This window comes from Candidatus Cloacimonas acidaminovorans str. Evry (assembly GCF_000146065.2).
Taxonomy (GTDB): Bacteria; Cloacimonadota; Cloacimonadia; order Cloacimonadales; family Cloacimonadaceae; genus Cloacimonas; species Cloacimonas acidaminivorans.
The window spans coordinates 2171629-2196265 of sequence record NC_020449.1; the positions used below are offsets into that span (position 1 = coordinate 2171629).

Sequence of the window (24637 nt, forward strand, 5' to 3'; positions counted from 1 at the left end):
ATACTTATAAGGAGAAATATGATGACAAATGTAGCAATCAACGGTTTCGGACGCATTGGACGTCTGGTTTTACGGGTAATTTTGGATAGCCATCCCGAATTGAATGTTGTAGCTATAAATGATCTTACGGATGCTAAAACGCTGGCACATCTATTTAAATATGACAGTGTGCATAAGATATATCCTGGCAATGTTTCCAGCGAAGAGAATTATTTGGTTGTAAATGGCAAAAAGTTCAGGATTTTTGCGGAAAAAGACCCTGAAGTTCTTCCCTGGAAGGACTTGGGAGTGGAATTCGTAATTGAATCCACCGGTATCTTTACTTCTAAAGAAAAAGCATCCAAACATTTGAAAGCAGGCGCTAAAAAGGTTATTTTAACTGCTCCGGCAAAAGATGAAGTGGATGCTACAATCGTGATGGGGGTAAATCATACCTCTTTAAAAGCGGAACATACAATTGTTTCCAATGCTTCCTGCACTACCAATTGTCTGGCTCCAGTAGCAAAAGTTCTGCAGGATAAATTTGGTATCCTGAATGGCTTAATGACTACTATTCACAGCTATACTAACGACCAAAGAATTTTAGACCTGCCCCATAATGATTTGCGTAGAGCCAGAGCTGCCGCAATGAGTATGATTCCAACTTCCACAGGAGCTGCCAAAGCTATCGGTTTGGTTATTCCTGAATTAAAAGGCAAACTGGATGGAGTAGCAATCAGAGTTCCTACCCCGGATGGTTCTTTAGTTGATCTTTGTGCCAATCTGGAAGTGGAAGTGACCAAAGAAGAAGTAAATATGGCTATGAAAGAAGCGGCGGAAACATATCTAAAGGGCTATTTAATGTATACGGAAGAGCCAATTGTGTCTATAGACATTGTTGGTAATAGCTTTTCCTCCATTTTTGATGCCTTGATAACTTATACCAAAGGTAAAATGGTGAAGGTCTTCAGCTGGTATGATAACGAATATGGATATTCTAACAAGGTAGTGGACTTGCTGGAATATATGCGTAAGCTGTAAATTGTAGAGATTTTTTACACCGAGAACACTGAAGACACTGAGAACACCGAGAAAAAGAGTTTAATTCATTCTCTTCCTGTTTTTCTTTTGCGGGTAAATAAACAAATTTTTCGGTGTTCTCGGAATTCTCGGTGTTTTCGGTGTATATAACATTCCCCAAGAAAGCAGTTGACATTTTTCATTCTTATTCACTTAGGTAATTTATTAAAATTTCTGTTTGAAAATGCATAATTATTTTTTACCTTCTGTGAATTCTTGTTTGCGCAGGAATGACAAAGGACTTTTCATTCCAGAAATGATATTATATCTTTAGAGGAATTTAGCTAAAAATTTATGAGAGAATATCCAAAGTCCATCTTCACTATTGATGTGGAGGATTATTTTAATGTAACCGAAGAAAGAGGTGAACCACCTGTTTCCGAATGGGATTCATTACCCAGTATTGTAGAAAGCGGTTTTTTGAAGTTGCTGGACTTGCTGGATACCTATCAGGTGAAGGCAACCTGTTTCTTTTTGGGTTATGTAGCCAAAAAATATCCGCATTTAGTGAAAGAAGCACAGAAACGGGGACACGAAATTGCCTCGCATGGAATGTTTCATCGGATTGTTTATAAAATGAGCAAGGATGAATTTACCGCCGATTTGCTACAATCCAAAAACATTCTGGAAGATATTTGTTCCGAGCAGGTTACAGCTTTCAGGAGTCCCAGTTTTTCTTTAACGGAGGCAAGTCCCTGGTTTTTTGAGACCTTGGCAGAGACAGGTTTTATTGCCGATTCTTCTGTTTTTCCCGTAAAAAGGGACTATGGGGGTTACAAAACAACGCAGAAAAAGCCCTATTGGATAACGACAGAAAAAGGTGATATATGTGAATTTCCGATTTCTGTAGCGCCCTTTTGCGGTAAAGATATTTGCTTTTTTGGGGGTGGCTATTTGCGTCTTTTTCCTAAGCGAGTTATTTTGTATATGCACAAAAAGCTGGCAAAACAAGGAATTCCTACTCTTTTTTACATTCATCCCAGAGAAATGGAACCCCAACATCCGCGTTTGAAAATGAACAAAATGGCATATTTCAAGAGTTATGTAAACCTGAATACGGTACAACCTAAGCTGGAAGCTATCCTTTCCAGCAGTAAGTTTATAACCTGCCGGCAGTATATAGAAACCTGCTTTCCGGAAAAAAGGATGTCCTCATCCTTCACTTAATAAGGAAGATTTGTAGTCAGCAGGAACTATATTAAAACTATGAAGGATAATTAAATGCAGGAAAATAAAACCGCCTCTTTCTTTGATCGCTATTCAATTGATTTTAATGCTATTTACGGTAGCGGCACAGGACCTTTTCAACGCTTAATCAATAAATGGTTTCGGCAGACAATGTTGATCCGTTTTCAAAAGACAATTGTTGCTTGTAACCCCTTAGAAGGAAAGACAATTCTGGATGTTGGTTGCGGTCCTGGAATTTATTCTATAACTTTAGCAAAAGGTTCTCCGAATTTTGTTTACGGTATTGATTTTGCTCCTTCAATGATAGAAATAGCCAGACAAGAGGCAAAGAAAGCAGGGGTGGAAAATATCTGCCGGTTTGAAATTGCCGATTTTAATACCCTGCCGGAGGATAAGCAGTATAATTATCTTATTTTAATGGGTTTTATGGATTATATGAAAAATCCCCAACAGGTTATTGAAAAAACAATGCGTTTGGCAAGTGATAAAGTTCTTTTCAGTTTTCCTTCCGATAAAGGTTTCTTGGCTTGGCAACGGAAAATCCGCTATAAATTTAAGTGTCCACTTTACCTTTATAACGAAAAACAACTAAAAAACCTGTTTTCGGATATTTCACCCTGGCATTATACCCTTGAAAATATAGGGAGGGACTTCTTTGTGACCTTGGAAAAAGGGGAAAACCTTTAGGCAGATAGAATTGCCTACCCATTGCTTACCCATTACGGATGGCATTAGTAATGGGTAAGCAATGGGTAAGCAATGCTATTAAGGAAGAAAATGGAACTGTTTATATTTAGAAGTAGTTACAAATATTGCAGGGAAATATATAATTGAATAGACAAGAGCCGTATTCTTGCTCAACCTTCTAAACCTTTTCAACCCTCTAAACTTTGCGCTAATAGTGATTTACGAGGAAATTTACCTTCCGGTATCTTCATCTCTTGGCTTTTAGCTATTTGCTTTTTGCTTTTTAAACCCCTTCATTTTCTGTTCTGGGCTCTTTGCTTTCAACTCTCACAATATTTTATTTCTATTTTATTCAGCGGAAATTTAATCCGTACAAATCAGTATCATCTATATAATCCTTATTGCCGATAATGCTACAATCCTACTGAAAGGTAGAGAGTGCGATTTCCGTTTAGCCAGGATTGTTGCCATTCCGTTTTCAGGTTAATTACTTTTCCTTTATAGGTTACTTTGGCAAAGACCCTATCATCCTCACTGGTGGCACAAATGCATCCCTCCGGATTTTCCGTGTCTGTTTCGGGCAGAATAAGAGAAGTAAGGGTTTGCCAGGTTTTAATTCCAGCAGAAATTTGCCATTTTGTCCTGTGATAGTGAAAAGCGTTTTCCCAATAAAAGCTGTTGTTTCGGCGTTCAATTTTATCTTCATAATGATAACGGAGCAAAAGAGATAAGGTAAGTTTCGGATTTAATTCGTGGTCTATCTTAAACCGCAAACGATAATGGACAGGAAGAGTAGCTATATAGCTTGAATCCGTTTCAGTTACGATTTCCTTATCCAGCAGGGTTAACTGTAAATTTATAATGGTATAAGAGGGATTAAAAGTAAGATTGAATATCCCTCGTGAATTCCAGTTCGGACCTTTAAGGGCATTATTTTTACGCATTAGAGCATAGCGCAAACCGAGGGACATATTTTTCGATAACTGATAATCCAAATTCCAGTCAATTTCCCTATTTTCTCCTTGATTGCCTAATAGATAGGGCTTGGCAGCATAAGCAGGCAATTGTTTTCCCTGTCTATAAGAATAACTGAGTTCCTGAGTAATATAGTTATAAATGAATTTAATGGAGGATTGAAAAGCAATGTTTTCTTCCAGAAGAGCTGTTTCTGCAGATAAAACATAGTTTTCCCCGGTTGTTTTAGCCGAAATTGAGTAAGCATTCAGATTTTTTACCCAAAGCGTATCGGCAAAGTCCCGATCGTAATTCTGGTTATAAGCCAACAAGGCAAAATTATTGTTTTTATAGTGATACTCCAGTCCTCCGGCGATAATTTCTTCCTGAACGGAAGTTTTCTCGGACTGAACCGATTTATAAAGTGACCCGATTTTGCCTTCTTTCAGAGAAGCATTGCGCTTTTGACCGGAAGCCATAAAGAAAGCGGAAAAATTGTTTACCCGCCAAATAGCTCCTGTTCCAAAAGGAGAAAAGGAAGCAGGATGCCCTGCTCGGTTTATAGCAAAAAGGGAATTTCCTCCGCTTTTTTTCAGAATAGTTCCCCTACCAAAAGCAGGACGAAAGGAACCAAAATGAATTTCCGAGGGATTGTTTTTAGAAGGTATAGCCGATAGCTGGAAATTGGCATAAAGGTCTGAATTTTCCTTTTTATAAAGATTAAAGTTAAAGCGCATATCTTTCTGGCGGAATTGAAGATTTGCCAGTCCATTAGCAAAGGTCTCCTGATATTTTGTCCGGCTCTGAAGGTCTACCTTATGCTTTCCTGTTTCCAGTTCCGTGTAAAGTTGATTCAGCCAGTTATCTTCCAAGGTTTCGGATTCCAGCTCCGGTATTTCTTCTATTTGGCTAAATATAGGAACACAGCAAAAAGTAAAGAGGACAAGAAAACAGCCAAAAACCTTCACCAGGCAGAGCCCAAATCCACAATATGAGTTAAATCAAGTTCCGTATGAGTGCGCACAGCATACATCAAATTCACTTTACCTATCAGCACTTTCAGTCCCAGTCCAAAACGCGCGGGTTCACTTTGCCAGGAACTTTGAATTATTAAGGGTTTTGCTATGGCAAGAGAAGTTGCCAGAGAATAACTATCCTTTTCCTTGGGTCTAAAGGAATAAGATGTAGCAAAGGAGGAATTTTCATTGGCGTTAAAATTGGCAGAAAGGGTAAATGTCCTTTCTTCCGTGCGGATATTATTACAGCGTATTTCGCTTCCGAACCTTTTATTCTGAAAAGAAAGAGCAAAATCGTTATCCCAGGTATACCAGCTTTGGTCTGCTATTTTTTCGTAGATTAAATGCTGAGTTGCACCTATGCGAAAAAAGGAAAAACTTGTGCTTAAAGCCAAATATTCATTTTGCCAACGATAATCCGAATGCGCCAGATAGTCAATTCCCGTAGCTACTATCAATGGTTTTACGAGAAAGGCACTATGCAATCCATAAACATTGATATCGCTTATGCCAAATGGTTGATGCCAACTAAAACAAATTCCGCTTTCCCCAATTACGGGAGAAAGAGTATAATCCGCAGGTGAAGCCGATAACATAGTGATTCCTGATAAGGCATTAGCAGAAGCAGAATTTTCCGTTGTTAGAGAAAACAGGAAAGGGTTGGAACAAAACAGGATAAAAGTTACGCTCAGGATGTGAATATATTGTTTTCCCGTTTTGAACCACATAGCATTAACACTTTAGCTGATAAGCTGTTATGGGCTCAATACAGGTTTACTTCGCTCTCCGGATCAAAGAAATGTGCCTTAGCCATATCAAAAGTAACGCTAAGGTCTTGTCCCATTTTAGGTAAGTCCTTAGGATCAAAACGCGCCGTATATTCGTTATTTGCTGTAGTTAAAACAACATGATATTCATTTCCCAAGGGTTCTACAAAATCCACTTTAGTAATAAATTTCTGGGGTGATTCAGCCATAGCGTCAAAACGGGAATCGTAGATATCTTCAGGTCTGATGCCCATAATAATATCCTTATTTGCGTAATTTTGGAGAACTTCTGCCTGGCGAGGGGTAAGTTTCAGCTGATAATCTTCACTATCAAAATACAAATCACTTTCTTTTCTAATCAATTTGCCTTTCGTCATATTGATGGCAGGACTGCCAATAAAGCCGGCAACAAACATATTTGCAGGATTATTATAAATATTTAAGGGGGTATCTATTTGCTGAATAACACCATCTTTCATAACTACAATGCGGTCTGCCATAGTCATTGCTTCCACTTGATCGTGCGTAACATAAACCATAGTATTGCCAATAGTATGATGCAATTTAACAATCTCTGCCCGCATTGCCACACGCAATTTGGCATCCAGATTGGAAAGGGGTTCATCAAATAAAAAGACCTTCGGATTGCGAACTATGGCTCTTCCAACGGCAACACGCTGTCTTTGACCCCCGGAAAGTTGACCTGGTTTTCTTTTCAGGAGTGATTCTATGCCCAATAATTTTGCCGCGTCATAAACAATTCTCTTTATATCTTCTTTGGGAATATGCCTCATTTTAAGAGCAAAAGCCATATTATCAAACACCGTCATATGCGGATAGAGAGCATAATTCTGAAAAACCATAGCAATATCTCGTTCTTTGGGAGGCACATTATTAACCAAAACATTGCCAATATAAATCTCCCCGGAAGAGACCTCTTCCAAACCAGCTATCATTCTTAAAATTGTGGTCTTTCCACAACCGGAAGGACCTACAAGAACTATAAATTCCTTATCTTCCGCAGTAAAAGTTACATCTTTAACAGCATGAACACCATTATCAAAATATTTATTCAGGTTTTTTACGGTAACCTTAGCCATTATTACTCCTTTTGTGTTTACTCAAAGCAGGTAATAGGGAAATATGTCAAGAGAGAAATTATTGCTATTATTCTAACAGTTATTATCCGTAGCTCCAGTAGGTGATTGATAGAGTTCAACCCGGTTGCGTCCATTAGTTTTTGCCACATAACATGCTTGATCTGCACAAGCAATACATTTGGCGAGGTTTTTGGGCTGAGAGGAAATATGAAAATCACAGGCAATTCCGATGCTAATTGTGAAAGTAATAATCTGATTGTTGTAATCAAAGGAATATGCCTCAATTTTTTGGCGGAGGTCTTCCATAATGGAATAGCTTAATCTCTGGTCGGAATCAAAAAGAATAACTAAAAACTCATCACCTCCATAACGGATAACAACATCACTTTTACGGAACTCGGAATTGAGAATACGAGCCAGTTCTTTCAACACAAAATCCCCTGCCAAGTGACCGTAATTATCATTTACCAGCTTGAAGAAATCAATATCTATCATACTGAAACAAACAGGAACATTATGACGAGCCGCTAAAATTACCATTTGAAAGAGGTTTCCTTCCAAGTATCGTCTATTTCTTAAGCCGGTTAAGCTATCGGTTAAAGAAAGTTCACCCACTTTCTCATAGAGTTCTTCAATTTTATAGAAGTTTGCTTGTAAGCTCTCTACATAAGCATTATTCTGTAAAGATGCCTGATTGCTGAGTTCCTTGATGCGACTTTCCAGATAGGGAATGGCTTTATAAAAACGCAAAGGATCAAGGTGTTCTCGCATAAAGCGGGAAAGATGGAGAAAAGAATCCCAGCTTTTATGCAAAAAGTAATTGGAATATTGATAATTCTGAATGGAATCCTTGAAATTGGAAAGCACACCACAGTTATAGTATCCGGCAAAAAAATAAAGCGTATGAAGTTGTTGAACATTCAGCATTGAAACAGGATATTTAATCAGTATCCGTTGATATTCTATCTTTTCCACGGAAGGCACAAGACGGTCTTCCATTGAAAACAATTCATACAATACCATTGCCGTGTTCAAGGATTTCTGTTCTAAAAGGTAATCCTTAATTCTCAGCAATAAGGTTTTCTTGATGATATTCTGCTTAAACCAGTTAATAGAAATAAGCCAACGGATAATAAAATTGATGGCGCTATCACTGCTATCCCTTATATATACTTCTAAAATCAGGTTTAACTGCGTCTCCAAAAGCTCGGTAGGTTTATTTTGATGACGATAGATTCGGGTTTGGGAAAGCTGGAATAAAGCCCAAAGCTCAAGATGTTTATTTTCTTCAACAGGTTCCAGTTCTTCCAGCAGTTCTTCCGCATTCCCAAAATCCCCGTTTTCCGTTAAAAGATAAAGCAACTGAAGGCGATTAAAGATATTCATTAATTCCGGTTCGCTTTCCTTATGGTCATTCATAATCTTTTGCACATAAGGATAATAGGGCGAATCCTCTGTTACGGGACAATGACTTAGAAAACTAAGAAAATGATAAAACTCACTTTCCTGTGTTGATTTCAGCTCCAGGAAATAATCCAGCAGATATTCAATAAGCAGACCGGAAAATTCACTGAAAAGCTGATTATCCAGGTTCCCTGAACAGGCAGGAATCACTATATCCGCAATCTTTTCTATAATTAGCAGACGGCTGTCCTCATTTGCCAAAATCAAATCGTGAACTAATTTCTTCAGCTTATTACGAGTATCCTGTTCCACATTTGTGAACAGGGAAATATTGTAAATATGAGGTTGGCTATTTTTTTGGGGGTTCATCTTCTTTTGCCGGGACGAAACGAAAAACGGTTTCATCAGGTTTAGTCAGCCCAAAATTCTCCCGTGCAGCTTTTTCAGCGGCTTCGGGGTCGGTCTTTAAGCGTTCATTTTCTTGTGCTAAACTATCATTTTGAGCTTTGAGGATGGAGGTTTCTTTTTCCAGCTGTTCTACCCGGCGTTTCAATTTCCAGGTATTCAGAAAGCTGTTATTAGCTAAAAATAGAATCCAGATTATCAACAGGACTATTATTGCCCAAAAGGCAAAACGCAAAGTAGGACTAAGCTTTTTCGTTTTAGATTTCATTATACACCTAACCTTGCCAGTAATGATTTTTTAATGTCTATTGCCTGATAGGGACAGAGTTCATGACAACAGAGACATTTAATACACTGCTCTTTATGAATATAGGGCTTGGTATCATTTTGCCAGGAAATAGCTTTTACCGGACAGCTCTTTACGCATATTCCACATTGTTTACAGCGTTCACTTACCGCAGGATAAAAGTAATACACTTTCCGAAATGCTTTACGAGCAATATCGGGAACATATTTCAGCGTTTTCTGGATTACTTTTACGCTGTTTATATCCGCATCAGGTATTCTGTAGTTGCGGAAAGAAACAGGAATTTTAATCTGTGAGGGTAAAATGCCATCCATAATCAAAGCGGAACTTAAATAGGGAACATCTTTTAGCTGAAAACCCATTATGCGTGATGCTACATAATCCAATGCAGGAATGGAAGTTGAACCGAAAAGAAGTCCAAAATGATGTGGCTTCCCTGCAGAAGGTCCGTTGCCATCCATACCTGTAATACCGTCAATTATGCTATAGGTTATCCGGTTGCCAATTACAGCATACAAAGCGGTAAGCATAGCGGCAAAACTATTAGTATCGGGATATAAACGATGATATTCACTTTTCGCCAATCCCGGAACAAAGCCGAAAAGATTTTTCAGAGCTCCTGTGAATGCGGTTAATTGATGGGTCTTATATTTGCCTACATTGATAACGATTCCACATTGGAACAGAGCTTCGCTAACCTTTATGTTAATATCCTTATAGCTTAATTCTCTAAAGCCCAATGTAGAAAAATTGACTACTTTAAGATGATATTTTTCTGCCAGAGAAGAAAATCCGCAGGTTTGCCAGACAGTTTCAAAAGCAACAGAATTACCTGGACTGTCACCAAACCAAATCTCTTTTTTCCTGTCCAGAAAATAACGAATAATTGCTTCCAGCACTATAGGATGTGTAGTTACGGCTCTTTCGGGAGGATAAGCTCCCAAGGCATTGGGTTTAATTAATACCCTTTTACTATGATTTATTTTAGGGCTTTTTATTTCCTTGAAGAAATCGGCTACTGCCTCTTCTATAACAGGTAAATCGTAGGAGTCAATTCTGCGAATTTCTACTGCCGGTTTATTCATTTAGATGAATTTCCCTCTTCCGGAATATATAATTTAAATAGAAACAAAGGGAGAGATTTATCTGGGTTTTATTCACATCTCCCAAAATAACTTGCATCGCAGAGAGATTAAATATACCATTTTTAAAACGATAACTTAAGCCCGCAGTTAAAGAATGCTGTGCATTATCTTCAATGAAAACTGCCTGCGGAACTGTATTCCAGGCATAACTGGTATCAGGATTAACAACATTTTGAGCCAAACGAATCATACCGCTGTAAACATTGGAAGTAAAATGATAGCCAAGACGGTAAACTAATTTATCGCTCATTTTTTCCAAACCGGCTTTGAAAGTAAAACGATCATTAAAACTATCACAAATATCGCTTGTTTGTTCCCATTCGGCTTCTGTGGAAATGGTAAATTCCGGTTTCACAAATTCAATTCCGCCTGTAAGCCAAAGAGGCATTTTGAAATCGTAGTTGGCGCATTTCAAATTCCAGCCAAATTTGGTAGCTGGCATCATACTGAAGCCAATATTAGCAGAACCAAGCTGATATATAATTCCGGGCTGAAGGCGCAAATGATATTGGGAATCCCTTATGCGTTCATAACTTCTTAAAAATATGGGGTCATCTATATAATGGAATTGATTGTGCAAATTCAAACCCAAATGCAAAGGTCCGTTATGAAAAGCAATAAGAGCAGTTGCCTGATGAAGATTATAAACAGGAAAACGCTGAATTAAATCTGCTCCCTGATTGATAAAAAAGGAATAATCATCAAGGGTAATAGATTTAGGCAAATTGTAAAGCACACCAAGGGAAAATTTGTTCTCCAAGGCAAAACTTAAACCCAAAAGCCCCAAAGGAAAAGGAGAAGTGTAATTAGCATAAAGGGGATAACCCTCTGCCTCCAAGGATGGTTTAATATTCATTTCAATGAAAAACTTAACTGAATCGGGTAAAACGGAAGCAGGATTTAAAAAAGCATTATCTAAACCGCCTAAAACTGAAACACCCGTATAACCTCTTCCTGCAGAAGTTGAGCCGATATAATTCCGACTAAAGCTATCATAAAAAGGATTGCTGAATTGAGGAAGCAAAAGATATAAGGAATCAGCTTGAGCCATCAAAAAAATAGCCAGCAGACAAAAAATAGCAGTAAAAAACAAGCGTTTAATCATCTTTCCTTACCTCTACAGGGGTTTAATTTCAATTGTTTGATGCCTTTCTTTACCTACCGATACAAGCGAAATAGGAGTTTGAATATGATCTTCTATGGCTTTAATGTAAAGTCGGGCTGTCAAAGGCAACTTATTGATATTTTTGCAGTTGCTGATGTCTGTATCCCAGCCGTCAAATGTCTCATATACAGGTTCGGAAAGAATTAATTGTAATTCATTCAAATCCAGAGAACAGTGAATTTTCCCTTCGTATTTGTAACCGGTGCAGATTTTTAATTCTTCTATGCCGGTTAGAACATCCAGGCAAGTGAGAACTGCATTATCCAAAGCATTTATCCGCGCAGAAAATTTTCCTGCTACAGCATCAAACCAGCCAATTCTTCGGGGTCTTCCTGTTGTGGAACCATATTCATTTCCTATCTTCCGAATATAATCAACTGTATCTGCACAAATCATTTCTGTGGGAAAAGGACCTATTCCCACTCTGGTAGCGTATGCTTTATAAACACCTAAAACCTTATTCAAACGCCTGGCTGAAAATCCTGTTCCAATTCCAACGCCATCAGTCATTACTCTGGAGGAAGTTACAAAAGGATAAGTGCCAAAAGTTAAATCCAGTAAAGTTCCCTGAGCTCCTTCAAAGAGAATGGTTTTTTCCTCTTTAACGGCAATATTATTAAGCAAGATTTCCACATCGCCAACATATTTTTTCAAGTATTTCCAATCCTTTTGCAGTTTTTCCACCAGGATATCCAAGTCCTGTTTACCTATTCCAATATGATGGTAACCATATAATTGCTTAATACGGTCTCTTAAAGAAATGGGGTTTGCCAGGTCTTCCATTCTAATTCCAAATCTGGCAGTAAGATCACTGTAGGCAGGACCAATTCCTTTAAGGGTTGTGCCAATTTGCATTCCTCTGCGTTTAGTTTCAATTTCCAGGTCTATTTGTTTATGAAGTGGCAAAACGATTCCAGCCCGAAGGTCAATAAGAAGACGATTTTTAAAGTTAATTCCCGCTTGTTCCAGTGTTTTTATTTCCTCAATAACTGCCGGTGGATCAATTAAAACACCTGCTCCAATAAGGCATTTGGTTTGGGGATATAAGATTCCTGACGGAATAGTATGTAACACATATTTTTTTCCACCACTTACAATAGTATGACCGGCATTACTTCCACCTTGAAAACGCACAACATAATCTGCTGAAGAAGCTAAGTAATCAACTATTTTAGCTTTTCCTTCATCACCCCACATACTTCCCAAAACCAATATTGATGCCATTATCTTCTCCTTATATTATATAAAACATCTTAATCATTATTTCTATTTCTGTCAATCTATTTCTTCAGGTTAGTGATTGAACGGGTGAATGGTGAAAAAGTGAAAAGGTGAAACCCATGCATAAGATCGTGATGGTTCAGAAATAACGAAAGGAAATAGTGCTCAGGCAAGTCAGTTGTGGTTCAGAATACCGGAAGGATCACAATTTTCAACCTTCATCTTTCATTTTTCACCCTTCATTTCTCCTTGACATAAAAGGTAAAAAAATTAGCTTGTAATATAGGATTCAAATTTTACAAGGAGATATAATGAAGAACTTTCTCACAGTCATTATCCTTCTGCTGTTTGCCTTACCTTTATTGGCAGAGGACTGGTTAACAATTTACAATAATGATCTTTCTTTAGTTCGCAGCCGTTTTGAGCTAGAGCTGGAAAATGGACGCCAGGATATCAATTTTAGCGATATAACCAGTAGAATAGACCCTTCATCCGTAATTGTTACTGGAAATGGAATTCGCATAGCGGAGCAGAATTTTGAATACGATTTAGCTGGAAAATGGCAGATTATGGCTAAATATCTGGATAGGGAGGTTCTGATTATCACGAAAGACCAATCCAGATTAACCGGAATTCTCAAGTTTTATAGTGACAACAGCATAGGTATTATTGAAAAAGGAACTGAACGCTTATTGGTAATTTCCGAAAGCGAAACTCAGTGGATTCAGTTAGCTGAATTGCCAGATAATTTTTACACAAAACCAACTTTGCATTGGAGCATAATTGCCTCTAAAAAAGCAAAATATCCTGTTCAAATGTCTTATTTAACGGGTGGCTTAAGCTGGGATGTTACCTATAACACGGTTTGGGACGAAAAGACATTACAATTTAATTCCTGGGTAACCATCAATAACACTTCCGGCAAAGCATTTAACGATGTGATGCTAAAGCTTATTGCGGGAGACATCAACCGGGTTTATTCTGGATTTTATGGAAAAAGAGGCAGTTTAATCAGTTATGATGCAAGTACAGCACAAGAATCTGCCGCTCCTTCCTTTGAAGAAAAGGCATTTCACGACTTTCATTTATATACTTTAGACCAAAAGGTCTCCTTTGCCAATAATCAGACAAAACAACTGGAACTTTATCCTCCCAAAAACATTAAAGCTTATGCTGAATATCAATATCCCACCTATGCTGCTAATGTTAAAAGTATCATCAAATTCAAAAATACTACAGATAACGGTGCTGGAATGCCTCTTCCCAAAGGGATTATCAAGGTATATAAACAAGATAGCGATGGCAACCTGGAATTTATAGGTGAGGACAGCATTAACCACACTTCCAGAAATGAAGAGGTCTCTATCAATACCGGAACTGCTTTTGACCTAATTGCCTCTACCCGCTTGAAAGAACAAACACAAATCTCCAAATATATCACCGAACGTCTCATCCAAATAACTTTAAGGAATAATTCTAATAAAAACAAAACCATTAAAGTAACTCACCAACTTTCTCCTAATACCCGCATCGTGGAAGCCGATTATAAATACACTATAGATAGTAACGATAAAGTTACTTTCAGCATTGATATCGCTCCCGATAAAGAAATAGTATGGACTTTTAGAGAACGTAGCGAGTATTAAACAAAAACGGAGTTTTGCTATGCGTGAAAAAATATTTTCCAACATCGTTGGAATTCAACGAGAAATGCTTAAATTGCTGGGAGAGGTTTCTGCCTTAACTAATAGTCCCTTAGCCATTGAAAATGCCATAGACGATGTTTGGCATCCCAAATGTGATGTCTTTCAAACAGATACAGAGTGGATTGTGATTGCCGAACTGGCTGGAGTGGAAAAGGATGAAATAAGCGTTTCAATTTCTCCTGAATACCTCAGAATTAGCGGAAATAGGGGTTTCCCCAATTCCAATACAACCGTTTGCTACTATAATATGGAGATTGAAACCGGAAGGTTTGACCGGAAGATATTCTTTCCGGATTTGAACATTGATAAGGATAACCCTAAAATTACCTATATCAACGGAATTCTAAGAATTGCCTTTAACCTGGCACCCATTGTGGAAAGGATTATTCCCGTGCAATAACAACTAATTTTTCCTTACCTTCTCTGTTTGTTACTGGTTGCATACTTGAACCCAACCTCTACTCATCATCCACCCATCCTCAATCCATAGTAAAGGATGGGTTGTGGGTGTGTGAATTGTAAGGAGAAAGTTGGAGGAGATAATTTCTACTTGGAAATGCCATAGATATAAAATCCCGTTAGAGATAACAGGTATATAATAACGGATTTCAATCCTCTGAAGATATATAGTTATAATTTTTCCCTCTGGATTCCTGCTTTCCCAGAAATAACAATAGAACGATAGGTATATAAAAATGGGTTTTAATCCAATTAATGCAATAGGTTTGAAAGCCCGAAGGGCAACACAATAATAGCGATGGTGGCGTAAGCCCCTCGTTAAAAATGGCTAAAAAACTTTATGCACTGCGCTCTTTGCTCTTTGCCAAAAGCCCGTCAGGGCGACACAATGATAGCGATGGTGGCGTAAGCCCCTCAAAGAATATAAGTCCTGTATTTTTTCCTTTTCATTATCTCTTTCGTCGCTATCTTTTTGCACCGGGTTAAAACCCGTTGTTAATATCTGTCGTTCCTACGGAACTCTTTTCTAAAGAAATTATATTTTTCCCTCAACCCCTAAAGGGATTTTTAATATATGCCTTCTTAAAATGGAAATTATATTACATATTGCAGGACTTTTTGATAGGTCTGAGCATTGATTTGCAGAATGGTTTCCAGATCGGGATCAAGGATAGGTTCCTGTTCATCCAATGCCTTTTTAACCAAATCAAACATTTTCAGATAGGGAATTTTATTCTGCAAAAAGAGGACAGAAACCGCTTCCACTGCGGAATTGATAACGGTGGGATAAATTCCTCCCGCTTTAGCTGCTTCCAAACCTAAATAAAATAAGGGATAGCGTTGCGGGTCAATTTCCTGAAAGGTTAAAGGTGGAAGAGACATTAAATCCGTTTCCACAAGCTGCGATTCAACCCTTTGAGGATAGGAAAGAGCATATAAAATCGGCAATTTCATATCCGGCATACTCATTTGAGCTAAAAAAGAACCGTCAATAAATTCTACCAGAGAATGAATAATTGATTGCGGATGAATTACTGCCTTGATTTTTGAATAGGGCTGATTGAATAACCAATGTGTTTCCATCGCTTCCAGTGCTTTATTGAACATCGTTGCCGAATCCAGAGTAACTTTAGTTCCCATTGTCCAGTTCGGATTTTTTAGTGCCTGCTGAGGTGATATTTGGTTAAAATCCTCAAAAGGCAGGTCACGGAAAATACCACCGGAAGCAGTAAGATGCAAAAATCTGATTTCTTCTGCAGGATGATTTCCAATTGCCTGAAAAAGAGCGCTAAGTTCGCTATCTACAGGCAAAATTGGTTTACCCGCAAGCATTTTGGTTAAAATATGTCCTCCCATAATTAGGGATTCTTTATTTGCCAAAGCCAGTGTTTTATTGTTTTGTAAGATAGCATAACTATAGCGGAGTCCTGCCGAACCGGCTATTGCATTTAAAGCAATATCGTAATTCTCATTCGCAATTGCCTTTAGCAATTCTGCTTCGCCAAAATATATCCTTTTGTCAGGATTTTCACTTTTCAGCTTGGTTTGTAGTTCCTTATCTTCTATTCCTGTAAAAATCAGACAGGGAATATGATGTTGATAAGCTTTTTGCAGAAGGGAAGAATAATTTTTCTGAGCCGTAGCCAAAACAATTGAAACATTCTGCTCTTCAGCCACTGCCAAAGCGGAGGTTCCAATTGAACCTGTTGCTCCTAAAAGAGCAATTGATTTCTTTACCATTGATAAGAAACAGAAATCCTTTGAGAATAGCCCAAATCGTCCTCCGAACCATTACGGAAGGCATAATTTAACCCTAAGCGCTTATAGGAAACCCCGATTCCGGCAGTAAAACAATCAATATCGTATCCGGCAAGTAAACACAAATTAGAAATTGGCTGAACTGCAATTCCGGCGTGGAAATCGGCGCTTAAATCACCCGTTTCCAAGGTTGCTTCTCTGTTTTCCAGTAAAATTTCACTCCGCACGGCAAGATGAACAGGAATATTCTTTATGGGAGAAAAATCATAGCTCAATTCCAAATCCAGATTGGGAATAACAGTTTCATTCTCTCCCCCTTCCCAAAGAACTTGAGTGCTGAAAAAATCTCTGAGGTTTACCCCTAAATTTGCCTGTTTATTTATCTGCCAAAGCATTCCCAGATCAGCTCCAAAAGCATAACCGCTGTTCTCTGCCAAAGACCTGTATGCCAGCTTGGGTGAAATTCCTAAATAGAGTGTTTTCTTAAGCTGTCTTGCCAAACCTGCATAAAGAATAAAGTCCTGATTGCTAATGGTTTTCCAAACGACAGGACGGTTTTCGTTACTTAAACTGTCATCGGGGTTTTCCAGTTTGGTTAATTTTATTTTATCTATGGCTAAGTGATTGAAAGTCAAAGATGTTTTGGTTTTGGAGCCAATAATTAAACTTAGTTGATTTTGCGCCATTAAACCCTCAAAATGCTCACAGCGCATAAGTTCTATTCCACTTTCAGGATTCAAAGCTAAAAGAGCCGGATTCCACCAACCTGCAGATAAACTGCCGACATAAGTAAGACCTGTAGAACCCATTGCTGTGGAAAGAACTCCAGGACTTACAGCGAAAATTTCTCCCGCATATTTTGTAGCAGTAAGGGGTATAGTTATCAGCAATAAGCAGATAACCAGAACCTGGATTTTCATTTAACCTTCCTCTTGTCTGTTCATACTTATAAAAAACGGGAGAAAAAATGGTGGGCCCAGAGGGATTCGAACCCCCGACCAACCGGTTATGAGCCGGTAGCTCTACCAGCTGAGCTATAGGCCCCCTAAGTTTTTTATTACATTTTCCCGGCTTGCCTAATTCCATTTCGGAAAATACCAAATCTATACTTATAATAACTGATTTTATCAGCTTTGGCAAGTCGGAAATCCCTGCCCTGATTTACATTTAAAACCCTAAAATCCCTGAGGCAGATTTTCGTCAAGCCAAAAAAGTAAGAGAAAAGAATATTTTGTCTTGACAGATTGCAGGGAGACAAAATAAAAGTAAATAAATAAGAGGAAGATAGTTATATGTGTTACCAAAACAAGAAATTATGCCAACCTGACAAGATTGAACATACAATAGAAAAAAAGCATTTGCAAAACGCAGATGCTTTTTTTTTGCCTTGGAGGTAGCGTGTTTATTGATGAAATAATCCGTAAAGGTCTGGAAGAAGATATCGGAAGTGGAGATATAACTACCCGCTATCTGGATTTGGAACCCCAAAATAATATTGCTTACATTATTCCGAAAGAAGAAGGTGTCTTGGCAGGAGTAGATGTTGCACGCCTCGTTTTTCGGATGGTTGATCCGGAACTGAAAATCGTTCTCTATAACAAAGATGGCGATAAAATTATGCCCAATGAAGAAATTATGCGCCTGGAAGGGCGTCCTTCTTCCATTTTACAAGGTGAAAGGACTGCCTTAAACTTTCTGCAACGGCTTTCCGGAATTGCCACTAAAACGGCAAAATTCGTTTCCTTGCTAGAAGGAACAAATGTAAAACTTTTGGATACCCGTAAAACAACTCCTCTTTTGCGTTCCCTGGAAAAATATGCTGTCCGCGTAGGAGGTGGCTATAATCACCGTTTTGGCTTATTTGATATGGTGTTGATTAAAGAAAATCATATTCGTGCCTGTGGCTCTATCACGGAAGCAGTAAATCGCATCCGTAAACATAATACCAGTTATAAAATTGAAGTGGAAGTTACAAATCTAAAAGAAGTTGACGAAGCGGCTAAAGCTAAAGTGGATAGAGTGATGCTGGATAATATGACTCCTACGCAAATAAGAAAGGCAGTAAAAAAATATAAAGATATTCTGGAATTTGAGGTTTCAGGAGGCATTACAGAAGAAAACATTCGTTCTTTTGCCGAAACAGGAGTGCAATTTATCTCTTCCGGAGCCCTCACTCATTCTTATAAGTCACTGGATATCAGTTTGTTATTTAAGGAGTAAACTATGGAAGAACAACTGAGAACTTTAGCCCAAATGCAAACCCTGGATGATGAAATTGGCCGCTATAGGGTTTTACAAAAAGAACTGCCCAAACAACTTAACGAAATTATTGAAAGTGTAGAACAAGCAACCGCCAACCTTCTTGAGGTGGAAACCCAAAGGGCAGAAATTAACAAAAAACAACGCACTCTGGAAATGGACATAAAACAACTGCAGGAACAACACAAAAAATATACCAATCAACTGGCAGAAATCAAAAACAACAAGGAATATAAGGCATTAAACAGCGAAATTGCCTATATCAAAGATAAAATCTCCGATCTGGAATCCAACCTTTTGGAACTGATGGACCAAGAAAACGAAATTAAAGAAAAGGTCGCCTCTGCCAAAGCTGAACTGGAAAAAGCCGAAACCAGAAAAAAAGAAAAAGAAACCGATTTAAGAGAACAAATTGCTTCTCTGGAAACCAAGATTGAAGATGTTCGCAATAAAAGAAATGACCTAGCACGCACCTTGCCCGTTCCTGTGGTTAAACATTACGGAAATATGATTAAACATAAAAACAACCAGGCAGTTGCTTACAATCGCAATGGTTCTTGTGGTGCATGCGGTTTTGTGATTCGTCAACAAATGAGAATTGAACTTCAATTGCGACGCAAAATTATCTATTGTGAAAATTGCGGTCGCATTTTGATGAACCGTTTTGAGGATAATTCGGAAGACGCCTCTAACTAATCTGAAGTTCTATTATAATTGTTGTTCTGAAAACATAGCTATTGTGCTACATTTTATCTGGATTCCCGCTTTCGCAGGAATGATAAATAACGAGTGAAACAATAAATTGTTTACGGGGAAATTTGGTTTTTTGCAGTTTTGAATTATAATTTATAGAGGGAAGATTGGATGTTCGCTGCCTTCAAAAGGCAGAGGAAAGTCCGGACACCATAGGGCAGGATACTTCCTAACAGGAAGCTGCAGTAATGCAGAGCAAGCTCCACAGAAATAAACCGCCATTTTTGTTGTTCAGAAATGGTAAGGGTGAAATGGTGGTGTAAGAGACCACCGGTATCTTTGGTAACAAAGATAGACAGGAATGCCTTATCCGGTGCAATGCCAAATAGGAAAGCTATGATGTTGCCCGCATCGCTTTCGGGTAGGCAGCTGGAGCTGTTTTGTGAAAAACAGCCAAGATGGATGAACATCACTTTCGGGAAACTGAAAGCACAGAATCCGGCTTATAAATCTTCCCCCTTTTTTTCGGAAGAACGACATTCTTGTCGTTCACATACAAAATGGTTGATGAAAACATCAACCTTTCAGAGGTATAAATGCTCAAAAAGCTGATAATCTTTCTCATCCTGGCAACTGCTATCGCTCTTTTTGCTTTAGCAAATAGACCACCCAAAGAATTTGTGTTACAAACCGATGTCCTGAACGAAGCATCAGGCATTGATTTTGGCATACTTAATAAAGAGGTGCTTTTTAGCCATAACGATTCAGGAAATAAAGCTGAAATTTATGCTCTCACCATAGATGGCAAAATTCTTTCTACCCTAATTCTAAAAGGCACTAAAAACCGTGATTGGGAAGATATTGCAGTTGCCAAAGACCCCCAAAATGACATCAGCTATATTTATATTGCCGATATTGGTGATAACAACGCCAAATATAATACTGTTTATGTTTACCGCCTTAAAGAGCCACAGCTTACAGGCAAAAATGAAATCCTGCAAATTAGCGCAGTTGATACTATAGAAATAAGTTACGAAGATGGACCTCGCGATGCGGAAGCAATCTTTCTGGAACCCAAAACAGGAGATATTTATATTATCAGTAAAAGAGAAGAACAGGTAGGACTTTACCGCGTTCCCTATCCTTTCAATTTCAAGGATAAAAACAATGCCAGGCGAATTGCTTCTTTACCTCTTTCCTGGGTCACAGCTGCAGACCTGAGTAATAATGGAAAACTGCTGCTGGTTAAAACCTATACGGGCATTTACAGATACAAAATAATGCTGGATGATAAAAACATCATTATCCTCAGCAAAGAAGCCAAAACTATGCCCTATATTACTGAAACTCAAGGTGAAGCAGTTTGTTGGGATGCTAAAAACAAAGGGTATTTCACCCTTTCCGAAGCTGCTACAGGAATAAACCAAACCCTCTACTACTACAAATAGTGCACTGCAGTAAGATTATTCTTCTTAATATGAATTTAATGCTATCTATGAGATATGGGACTATGAGTAAAGAAATTGCGCTACTAAGAAAATAACCTGAAGGGGAGTAATTTTAACTTGACATAAATGATATATAATTAGAAAGTAAAAATATGAAATAACGGGTAAGGATAAGAAAAATGAGAGCAAAATCAAGCCGGGAAAACCTACTTAAAAGCTTAGAAAAATTGCGCAAAACTAAAATTCTTGTTTATGTTACAGGTGATAGACCTGGATGGGAAACCCAAATTCATCAGGAAGTACATAGCTTTTTTGCCCACCATTTGGAAAGAATGTCTAAGAGCTCCAAGCTACCAAAGCTATCTTTATTCCTCTATACAAGAGGTGGAAATACACTTGCAGCTTGGAGTTTGGTAAACCTTCTCCGACAATATTGTAATGAGCTGGAAATTATAATTCCCTCTAAAGCGCATAGTGCAGGAACCTTAATGTGCTTAGGTTCAAATTTTATTGTTATGACTAAACAATCAACTTTAGGACCTATTGACCCGAATATTAATACTCCATTAAATCCTGCCGTTCCGAATATGCCAGGGCATACTATTCCCGTTAGTGTAGAAGCAATTAATGGCTATATAGAATTAGTAAAGAAGGAATTTGGAATTAAAAATGATCAGGCCTTGGCTGAAGTTGTTAAGGTGCTTTCGGAAAAAATTCATCCTTTGGTTTTAGGAGAGGTGTATAGAGCCAGAGCACAAATAAAGATGCTGGCTAATAAACTTTTGGATTTCCATATACCAAATGGTAACAAAGAAAAGATTGTAAATTTCCTGTGCACTGATTCCGGTAGCCACGATTATACAATCAACATTGAAGATGCAAAGGACTTAGGGTTACAAGTTGAAGAAGCTGATAAACGCAATGCGGAATTAATCAATTCCATATTTGAAACGATTTCTCGGCAACTGGAGCTTAATATTCCCTTTGACCCTAAAAAGTTATTGAATAATAAAGATATGGTAGATTATAATTGTAAAAGAGCTCTTATTCAGAGTATTGAAGGTGGTAAGCATCTGTTTATTTCTGAAGGTACACTTACCAAACAATGCAATGAGACAAATATCATTATTCATAACACACCTACTTTTGAGGGATGGAGATATGTTAAATAAATCTATAAGTTTTGGCACTACTACTAATACTGCTAACCAAATTAGTTATTTAGATTATACTAATAGTTCCTTCAGATTTTCCGGTTTCTTTTCTTATAATCAGGAAATCTTCTTAAAGCTCTTTACTGGAAGTAAACAGCCCCAACCCAATAAAAAAACACTGACAGCTATTGAAGAATCAAAACATCCAGATAACTTACCCGTTTTTAATACTATTGATGAACTGCTAAAGAATTTAGAGAATTGATTTGCTTAAATTAAGCTATACATCTCAATTTAAAAGAGATTATAAGAGATATGAGCATAATAAAACAGTTGTTGACGCATTGCAAGAGGCATTGAATAAACTCATAACAGAAATTCCCTTACCGGCAAAATATAAAGATCACCAGCTAAAAGGAAATCTGAATAATTGCAGAGAATGTCATTTGACCCCAGATGTTCTACTACTGTATAGAATTCAGGATGAAGTTCTGATTTTAGTTAGAATTGGCACGCACTCAAATTTGTTTAATTGACCTTTTGACTTTTCAACCTCTTGACTTATAGCATTGTTTCTTTGGCAATAAAATCCCTGTGGGCATCAAAGGCAATAACAGGCAGATTATTCAAGGGAAAGAATTTTACATCAACAGCATCATCTCCGGCTTGAAGTTTTCCCCCAATAGCTTTCATCCTGAATCCAATACTGAGAACTCTTTCATAGATTGGACTTTTGCCAAAAAACCAACCCACGCAATGCATAATTTTGCCTTTAAGACCTGTCTCTTCCTCCAGTTCCTGAAGGGCATTTTCTTCCGGAGTGAGGTTAATTTCCATATAACCACTGGGCAAAGCCCAAAAACCTGCTTTGGGTTGCAGACCTCGTTTCACTAAAAGTAATTCCCTGTTTTCATTGAAGAGCACAATTGCTACTGCCGGAATGGGATTTTTGTAATAAACCCAATTACAGGCGGGACAATGAGGTCTCAACTTATTTTCGTGGTCTGTTTTCAGCTCAAGTTTATGCCCGCAACGGAGACAGAAATTTACATCTTTGTAGTTAGCAGAATTAAGTTTTTTCATATTGTCTTTTTAATTTCTCCGATTTCTTTTGTCAAGCAGAAAAAGTTATATAGATTAAAACTCTCTGGATTCCTGCCTGCACAGGAATGACAAAGGAATTTTCCCAACGGATATAATATTAGCGGGGGAAGTGAAAAAGCGGAAGACAATATTATCTTCCGCTTTAATCTGTTTCTATCTGTTTAGCTTATTCAAATTTCAGAATAAGAATGGAAGGTTGATTGTTAGTATCCAGCACATACAAGCGAATGGTCTTCCTGTTTTCCTTTTCCATATTGGTCTTTGCTTTTTCCAGTTCTGTATTGAATTCTTTGGGGCTGTTCACTTCTTTGCCTTCAATTTTTAGAATTACATAGCCAACTTTTAATCCAGATTTGGCAGCAACGGAATTCGGTTCCACTTTAGTTACTACAACACCTTTATCGCTTGTCACATTCAAGCGTTTTGCTATAGGACTATCTATTGCTTCTACAGTGATTCCTGTAGCAAGGGTTCCTTTGGTTGTATCTGCTGTAGCGATAGTATCTTCAGGATATGCTTCCAGGATTACTTTCACGGTCATTTCCTTTTTATTGTGTAAGATTTTTAATGCTACTTCCTGTCCTGCTTTGGCAGTAGCAATCGCTATACGAAATTTTGGAACACTGGTAATTTTCTGACCGTTTATTTCCAGAATAATATCCTCAACCTGGAGACCTGCTTTTTCGGCAGGTGAATCTTTTTCCACTTTGGCAACAAGAACTCCTGCAACTTCTTTCAAACCGTAGGATTCCATAATATCCTGGGTTATTTCCTGAGCCAGAATACCAATATAAGCCCGGGTTACTTTTCCACTGGCTACAAGGTCTTCTACCACCCGTTTGGCAAGATTGATAGGTATAGCAAAACCGATTCCTACATTGCCTCCGTTGGTGCTTGCCAAGGCAGCATTGATACCTATAACTTCTCCTTTGATATTTAGTAAAGGACCGCCACTATTGCCACTGTTGATAGCAGCATCGGTTTGAATAAAATCCTGATAGATAGGAGCATTCTCACCCAAATTAAGATTGGCTCTACTGGTTGCGGAAATCACTCCCAAAGTTACTGTTCTATCCAGTCCTTCGCTGAAAGGATTGCCAATAGCAATAGCCCATTCCCCAATTTGCAGCTTGTCCGAATCACCTAAAGGCGCAACAGTAACTTTTTCACCTTCTTTAACCACAATTTTAATAACAGCAACATCGGTATTGGGGTCTAAACCAACTACTGTTGCAGTATAGACAACTTTATCCGCCATCGTAACTGTAATTGTGCCTTCCCTGCCCTTTTCTACTACATGGTTATTGGTTAAAATAAATGCTTCACGGGTATTAGGGTTATATTCATAAATAAAACCGCTTCCTAAAGAAACAATAGGACGCGTCTGTTCCTGAGGAAAATTGAAAAATTGCCGGAACCAGGGATCGTTAAAAAAGGGATTAATATAATTCTGAACCGTCACTTTTGCCTCTACCCTAATCTGAACTACCGCATCGCGAACATTTTTAACTACTTCTACTACAGGATTGGGCGCATTAGGGTCAATCATATTATCTTTTGCTATGGCACAACTCATTAAGAATAATGCCACTATCACCAGGACTATTTGTTTCCACATTTTCATCATTAAATCTCCTT

Annotated in this window: 23 protein-coding genes, 1 tRNA gene and 1 other RNA gene; 12 read left to right on the forward strand and 13 right to left on the reverse strand. The window is 38.1% G+C overall.

Going from position 1 to position 24637, the window contains the following annotated elements; all coding sequences use genetic code 11:
• Positions 1-21: 21 nt before the first annotated feature.
• From gap to CLOAM_RS08670, 3 genes are all read left to right on the forward strand, one after another.
• On the forward strand, positions 22-1020 hold the full coding sequence (gene gap, locus CLOAM_RS08660) for a type I glyceraldehyde-3-phosphate dehydrogenase (protein ID WP_044279123.1): 999 nt from the start codon (positions 22-24) through the stop codon (positions 1018-1020).
• 333 nt (positions 1021-1353) lie between these two features.
• A complete protein-coding gene (locus CLOAM_RS08665) occupies positions 1354-2226 on the forward strand; it encodes a polysaccharide deacetylase family protein (protein ID WP_015425528.1) in 873 nt (290 codons plus the stop codon).
• Positions 2227-2280: 54 nt separating this feature from the next.
• Positions 2281-2934 (forward strand): class I SAM-dependent methyltransferase, encoded by a 654-nt coding sequence (locus tag CLOAM_RS08670; protein ID WP_015425529.1) that lies wholly within the window; start codon positions 2281-2283, stop codon positions 2932-2934.
• Between the two features lie 413 nt (positions 2935-3347).
• On the opposite strand, the gene CLOAM_RS08675 is transcribed toward CLOAM_RS08670, so the two are convergent.
• The 8 genes from CLOAM_RS08675 to CLOAM_RS08710 all read right to left on the reverse strand — a co-directional run bounded on the left by CLOAM_RS08675 (position 3348) and on the right by CLOAM_RS08710 (position 12421).
• Positions 3348-4856, reverse strand: coding sequence for a hypothetical protein (locus tag CLOAM_RS08675; protein WP_015425530.1), 1509 nt, complete (start codon positions 4854-4856; stop codon positions 3348-3350).
• Positions 4853-5632, reverse strand: coding sequence for a hypothetical protein (locus CLOAM_RS08680; RefSeq protein ID WP_044279124.1), 780 nt, complete (start codon positions 5630-5632; stop codon positions 4853-4855). The genes CLOAM_RS08675 and CLOAM_RS08680 overlap by 4 nt, the downstream gene beginning before the upstream one ends.
• Positions 5633-5667: 35 nt before the next feature.
• Entirely contained in the window at positions 5668-6771 is a 1104-nt protein-coding gene (locus tag CLOAM_RS08685; RefSeq protein ID WP_015425532.1) for an ABC transporter ATP-binding protein, read from the reverse strand.
• Positions 6772-6843: 72 nt separating this feature from the next.
• On the reverse strand, positions 6844-8544 hold the full coding sequence (locus tag CLOAM_RS08690; protein ID WP_044279125.1) for a GGDEF domain-containing protein: 1701 nt from the start codon (positions 8542-8544) through the stop codon (positions 6844-6846).
• Positions 8525-8848, reverse strand: coding sequence for an FtsB family cell division protein (locus CLOAM_RS08695; protein ID WP_018197981.1), 324 nt, complete (start codon positions 8846-8848; stop codon positions 8525-8527). The genes CLOAM_RS08690 and CLOAM_RS08695 overlap by 20 nt, the downstream gene beginning before the upstream one ends.
• Positions 8848-9972, reverse strand: a complete 1125-nt coding sequence (locus CLOAM_RS08700; RefSeq protein WP_015425535.1) for a DUF362 domain-containing protein — start codon at positions 9970-9972, stop codon at positions 8848-8850. Before CLOAM_RS08700 ends, CLOAM_RS08695 begins: the two co-directional genes overlap by 1 nt.
• Positions 9965-11137: a hypothetical protein gene (locus CLOAM_RS08705; RefSeq protein WP_015425536.1), complete on the reverse strand. Its 1173-nt coding sequence runs from the start codon at positions 11135-11137 to the stop codon at positions 9965-9967. The genes CLOAM_RS08700 and CLOAM_RS08705 overlap by 8 nt, the downstream gene beginning before the upstream one ends.
• 12 nt (positions 11138-11149) lie before the next feature.
• Positions 11150-12421 carry an adenylosuccinate synthase gene (locus CLOAM_RS08710; protein WP_015425537.1) on the reverse strand — a complete coding sequence of 424 codons (1272 nt, stop codon included), beginning with the start codon at positions 12419-12421 and terminating at the stop codon, positions 11150-11152.
• Positions 12422-12729: 308 nt separating this feature from the next.
• Between CLOAM_RS08710 and CLOAM_RS08715 the strand changes: the two genes are divergently transcribed.
• Positions 12730-14064, forward strand: a complete 1335-nt coding sequence (locus CLOAM_RS08715; protein ID WP_015425538.1) for a DUF4139 domain-containing protein — start codon at positions 12730-12732, stop codon at positions 14062-14064.
• A 19-nt stretch (positions 14065-14083) separates the two neighbouring features.
• A complete protein-coding gene (locus tag CLOAM_RS08720; protein ID WP_015425539.1) occupies positions 14084-14524 on the forward strand; it encodes an Hsp20/alpha crystallin family protein in 441 nt (146 codons plus the stop codon).
• Between the two features lie 653 nt (positions 14525-15177).
• On the opposite strand, the gene dxr is transcribed toward CLOAM_RS08720, so the two are convergent.
• The 3 genes from dxr to CLOAM_RS08735 all read right to left on the reverse strand — a co-directional run bounded on the left by dxr (position 15178) and on the right by CLOAM_RS08735 (position 17385).
• Entirely contained in the window at positions 15178-16323 is a 1146-nt protein-coding gene (gene dxr / locus CLOAM_RS08725; RefSeq protein ID WP_015425540.1) for a 1-deoxy-D-xylulose-5-phosphate reductoisomerase, read from the reverse strand.
• Complete coding sequence (locus CLOAM_RS08730; RefSeq protein ID WP_015425541.1) at positions 16317-17261, reverse strand: PorV/PorQ family protein; 945 nt, start codon at positions 17259-17261, stop codon at positions 16317-16319. The genes dxr and CLOAM_RS08730 overlap by 7 nt, the downstream gene beginning before the upstream one ends.
• A 48-nt stretch (positions 17262-17309) precedes the next feature.
• A tRNA-Ile gene (locus CLOAM_RS08735) sits at positions 17310-17385 on the reverse strand.
• A gap of 354 nt (positions 17386-17739) precedes the next feature.
• Between CLOAM_RS08735 and nadC the strand changes: the two genes are divergently transcribed.
• The 7 genes from nadC to CLOAM_RS10115 all read left to right on the forward strand — a co-directional run bounded on the left by nadC (position 17740) and on the right by CLOAM_RS10115 (position 22431).
• On the forward strand, positions 17740-18561 hold the full coding sequence (nadC, locus tag CLOAM_RS08740) for a carboxylating nicotinate-nucleotide diphosphorylase (protein ID WP_044279126.1): 822 nt from the start codon (positions 17740-17742) through the stop codon (positions 18559-18561).
• Between the two features lie 3 nt (positions 18562-18564).
• Positions 18565-19296 (forward strand): zinc ribbon domain-containing protein, encoded by a 732-nt coding sequence (locus CLOAM_RS08745; RefSeq protein ID WP_015425544.1) that lies wholly within the window; start codon positions 18565-18567, stop codon positions 19294-19296.
• 156 nt (positions 19297-19452) lie between these two features.
• An RNA gene (rnpB, locus tag CLOAM_RS09095) (RNase P RNA component class A) lies at positions 19453-19815 on the forward strand.
• A 74-nt stretch (positions 19816-19889) separates the two neighbouring features.
• Complete coding sequence (locus CLOAM_RS08755; protein ID WP_015425546.1) at positions 19890-20741, forward strand: hypothetical protein; 852 nt, start codon at positions 19890-19892, stop codon at positions 20739-20741.
• A 179-nt stretch (positions 20742-20920) separates the two neighbouring features.
• Complete coding sequence (locus CLOAM_RS08760; protein WP_015425547.1) at positions 20921-21913, forward strand: SDH family Clp fold serine proteinase; 993 nt, start codon at positions 20921-20923, stop codon at positions 21911-21913.
• A complete protein-coding gene (locus tag CLOAM_RS08765; RefSeq protein ID WP_044279128.1) occupies positions 21903-22160 on the forward strand; it encodes a hypothetical protein in 258 nt (85 codons plus the stop codon). The genes CLOAM_RS08760 and CLOAM_RS08765 overlap by 11 nt, the downstream gene beginning before the upstream one ends.
• A gap of 1 nt (position 22161) precedes the next feature.
• Positions 22162-22431: a type II toxin-antitoxin system YafQ family toxin gene (locus tag CLOAM_RS10115; protein ID WP_015425549.1), complete on the forward strand. Its 270-nt coding sequence runs from the start codon at positions 22162-22164 to the stop codon at positions 22429-22431.
• A gap of 25 nt (positions 22432-22456) precedes the next feature.
• Here CLOAM_RS10115 and CLOAM_RS08775 read toward each other — a convergent pair whose 3' ends face one another.
• Entirely contained in the window at positions 22457-22978 is a 522-nt protein-coding gene (locus tag CLOAM_RS08775) for an NUDIX hydrolase (protein ID WP_044279129.1), read from the reverse strand.
• Between the two features lie 187 nt (positions 22979-23165).
• Positions 23166-24626, reverse strand: coding sequence for a Do family serine endopeptidase (locus CLOAM_RS08780; RefSeq protein WP_015425551.1), 1461 nt, complete (start codon positions 24624-24626; stop codon positions 23166-23168).
• Positions 24627-24637: the final 11 nt, after the last annotated feature.

What these genes read in the sequence shown, in the direction of transcription:
- gap (WP_044279123.1), top strand. Translation starts at nt 22, where the DNA reads ATGACAAATGTAGCAATCAACGGTTTCGGACGCATTGGACGTCTGGTT.
- CLOAM_RS08665 (WP_015425528.1), top strand. Translation starts at nt 1,354, where the DNA reads ATGAGAGAATATCCAAAGTCCATCTTCACTATTGATGTGGAGGATTAT.
- CLOAM_RS08670 (WP_015425529.1), top strand. Translation starts at nt 2,281, where the DNA reads ATGCAGGAAAATAAAACCGCCTCTTTCTTTGATCGCTATTCAATTGAT.
- CLOAM_RS08680 (WP_044279124.1), bottom strand. Translation starts at nt 5,632, where the DNA reads ATGTGGTTCAAAACGGGAAAACAATATATTCACATCCTGAGCGTAACT.
- CLOAM_RS08685 (WP_015425532.1), bottom strand. Translation starts at nt 6,771, where the DNA reads ATGGCTAAGGTTACCGTAAAAAACCTGAATAAATATTTTGATAATGGT.
- CLOAM_RS08690 (WP_044279125.1), bottom strand. Translation starts at nt 8,544, where the DNA reads ATGAACCCCCAAAAAAATAGCCAACCTCATATTTACAATATTTCCCTG.
- CLOAM_RS08695 (WP_018197981.1), bottom strand. Translation starts at nt 8,848, where the DNA reads ATGAAATCTAAAACGAAAAAGCTTAGTCCTACTTTGCGTTTTGCCTTT.
- CLOAM_RS08700 (WP_015425535.1), bottom strand. Translation starts at nt 9,972, where the DNA reads ATGAATAAACCGGCAGTAGAAATTCGCAGAATTGACTCCTACGATTTA.
- CLOAM_RS08705 (WP_015425536.1), bottom strand. Translation starts at nt 11,137, where the DNA reads ATGATTAAACGCTTGTTTTTTACTGCTATTTTTTGTCTGCTGGCTATT.
- CLOAM_RS08710 (WP_015425537.1), bottom strand. Translation starts at nt 12,421, where the DNA reads ATGGCATCAATATTGGTTTTGGGAAGTATGTGGGGTGATGAAGGAAAA.
- CLOAM_RS08715 (WP_015425538.1), top strand. Translation starts at nt 12,730, where the DNA reads ATGAAGAACTTTCTCACAGTCATTATCCTTCTGCTGTTTGCCTTACCT.
- CLOAM_RS08720 (WP_015425539.1), top strand. Translation starts at nt 14,084, where the DNA reads ATGCGTGAAAAAATATTTTCCAACATCGTTGGAATTCAACGAGAAATG.
- dxr (WP_015425540.1), bottom strand. Translation starts at nt 16,323, where the DNA reads ATGGTAAAGAAATCAATTGCTCTTTTAGGAGCAACAGGTTCAATTGGA.
- CLOAM_RS08730 (WP_015425541.1), bottom strand. Translation starts at nt 17,261, where the DNA reads ATGAAAATCCAGGTTCTGGTTATCTGCTTATTGCTGATAACTATACCC.
- CLOAM_RS08745 (WP_015425544.1), top strand. Translation starts at nt 18,565, where the DNA reads ATGGAAGAACAACTGAGAACTTTAGCCCAAATGCAAACCCTGGATGAT.
- CLOAM_RS08755 (WP_015425546.1), top strand. Translation starts at nt 19,890, where the DNA reads ATGCTCAAAAAGCTGATAATCTTTCTCATCCTGGCAACTGCTATCGCT.
- CLOAM_RS08760 (WP_015425547.1), top strand. Translation starts at nt 20,921, where the DNA reads ATGAGAGCAAAATCAAGCCGGGAAAACCTACTTAAAAGCTTAGAAAAA.
- CLOAM_RS08765 (WP_044279128.1), top strand. Translation starts at nt 21,903, where the DNA reads ATGTTAAATAAATCTATAAGTTTTGGCACTACTACTAATACTGCTAAC.
- CLOAM_RS08775 (WP_044279129.1), bottom strand. Translation starts at nt 22,978, where the DNA reads ATGAAAAAACTTAATTCTGCTAACTACAAAGATGTAAATTTCTGTCTC.
- CLOAM_RS08780 (WP_015425551.1), bottom strand. Translation starts at nt 24,626, where the DNA reads ATGATGAAAATGTGGAAACAAATAGTCCTGGTGATAGTGGCATTATTC.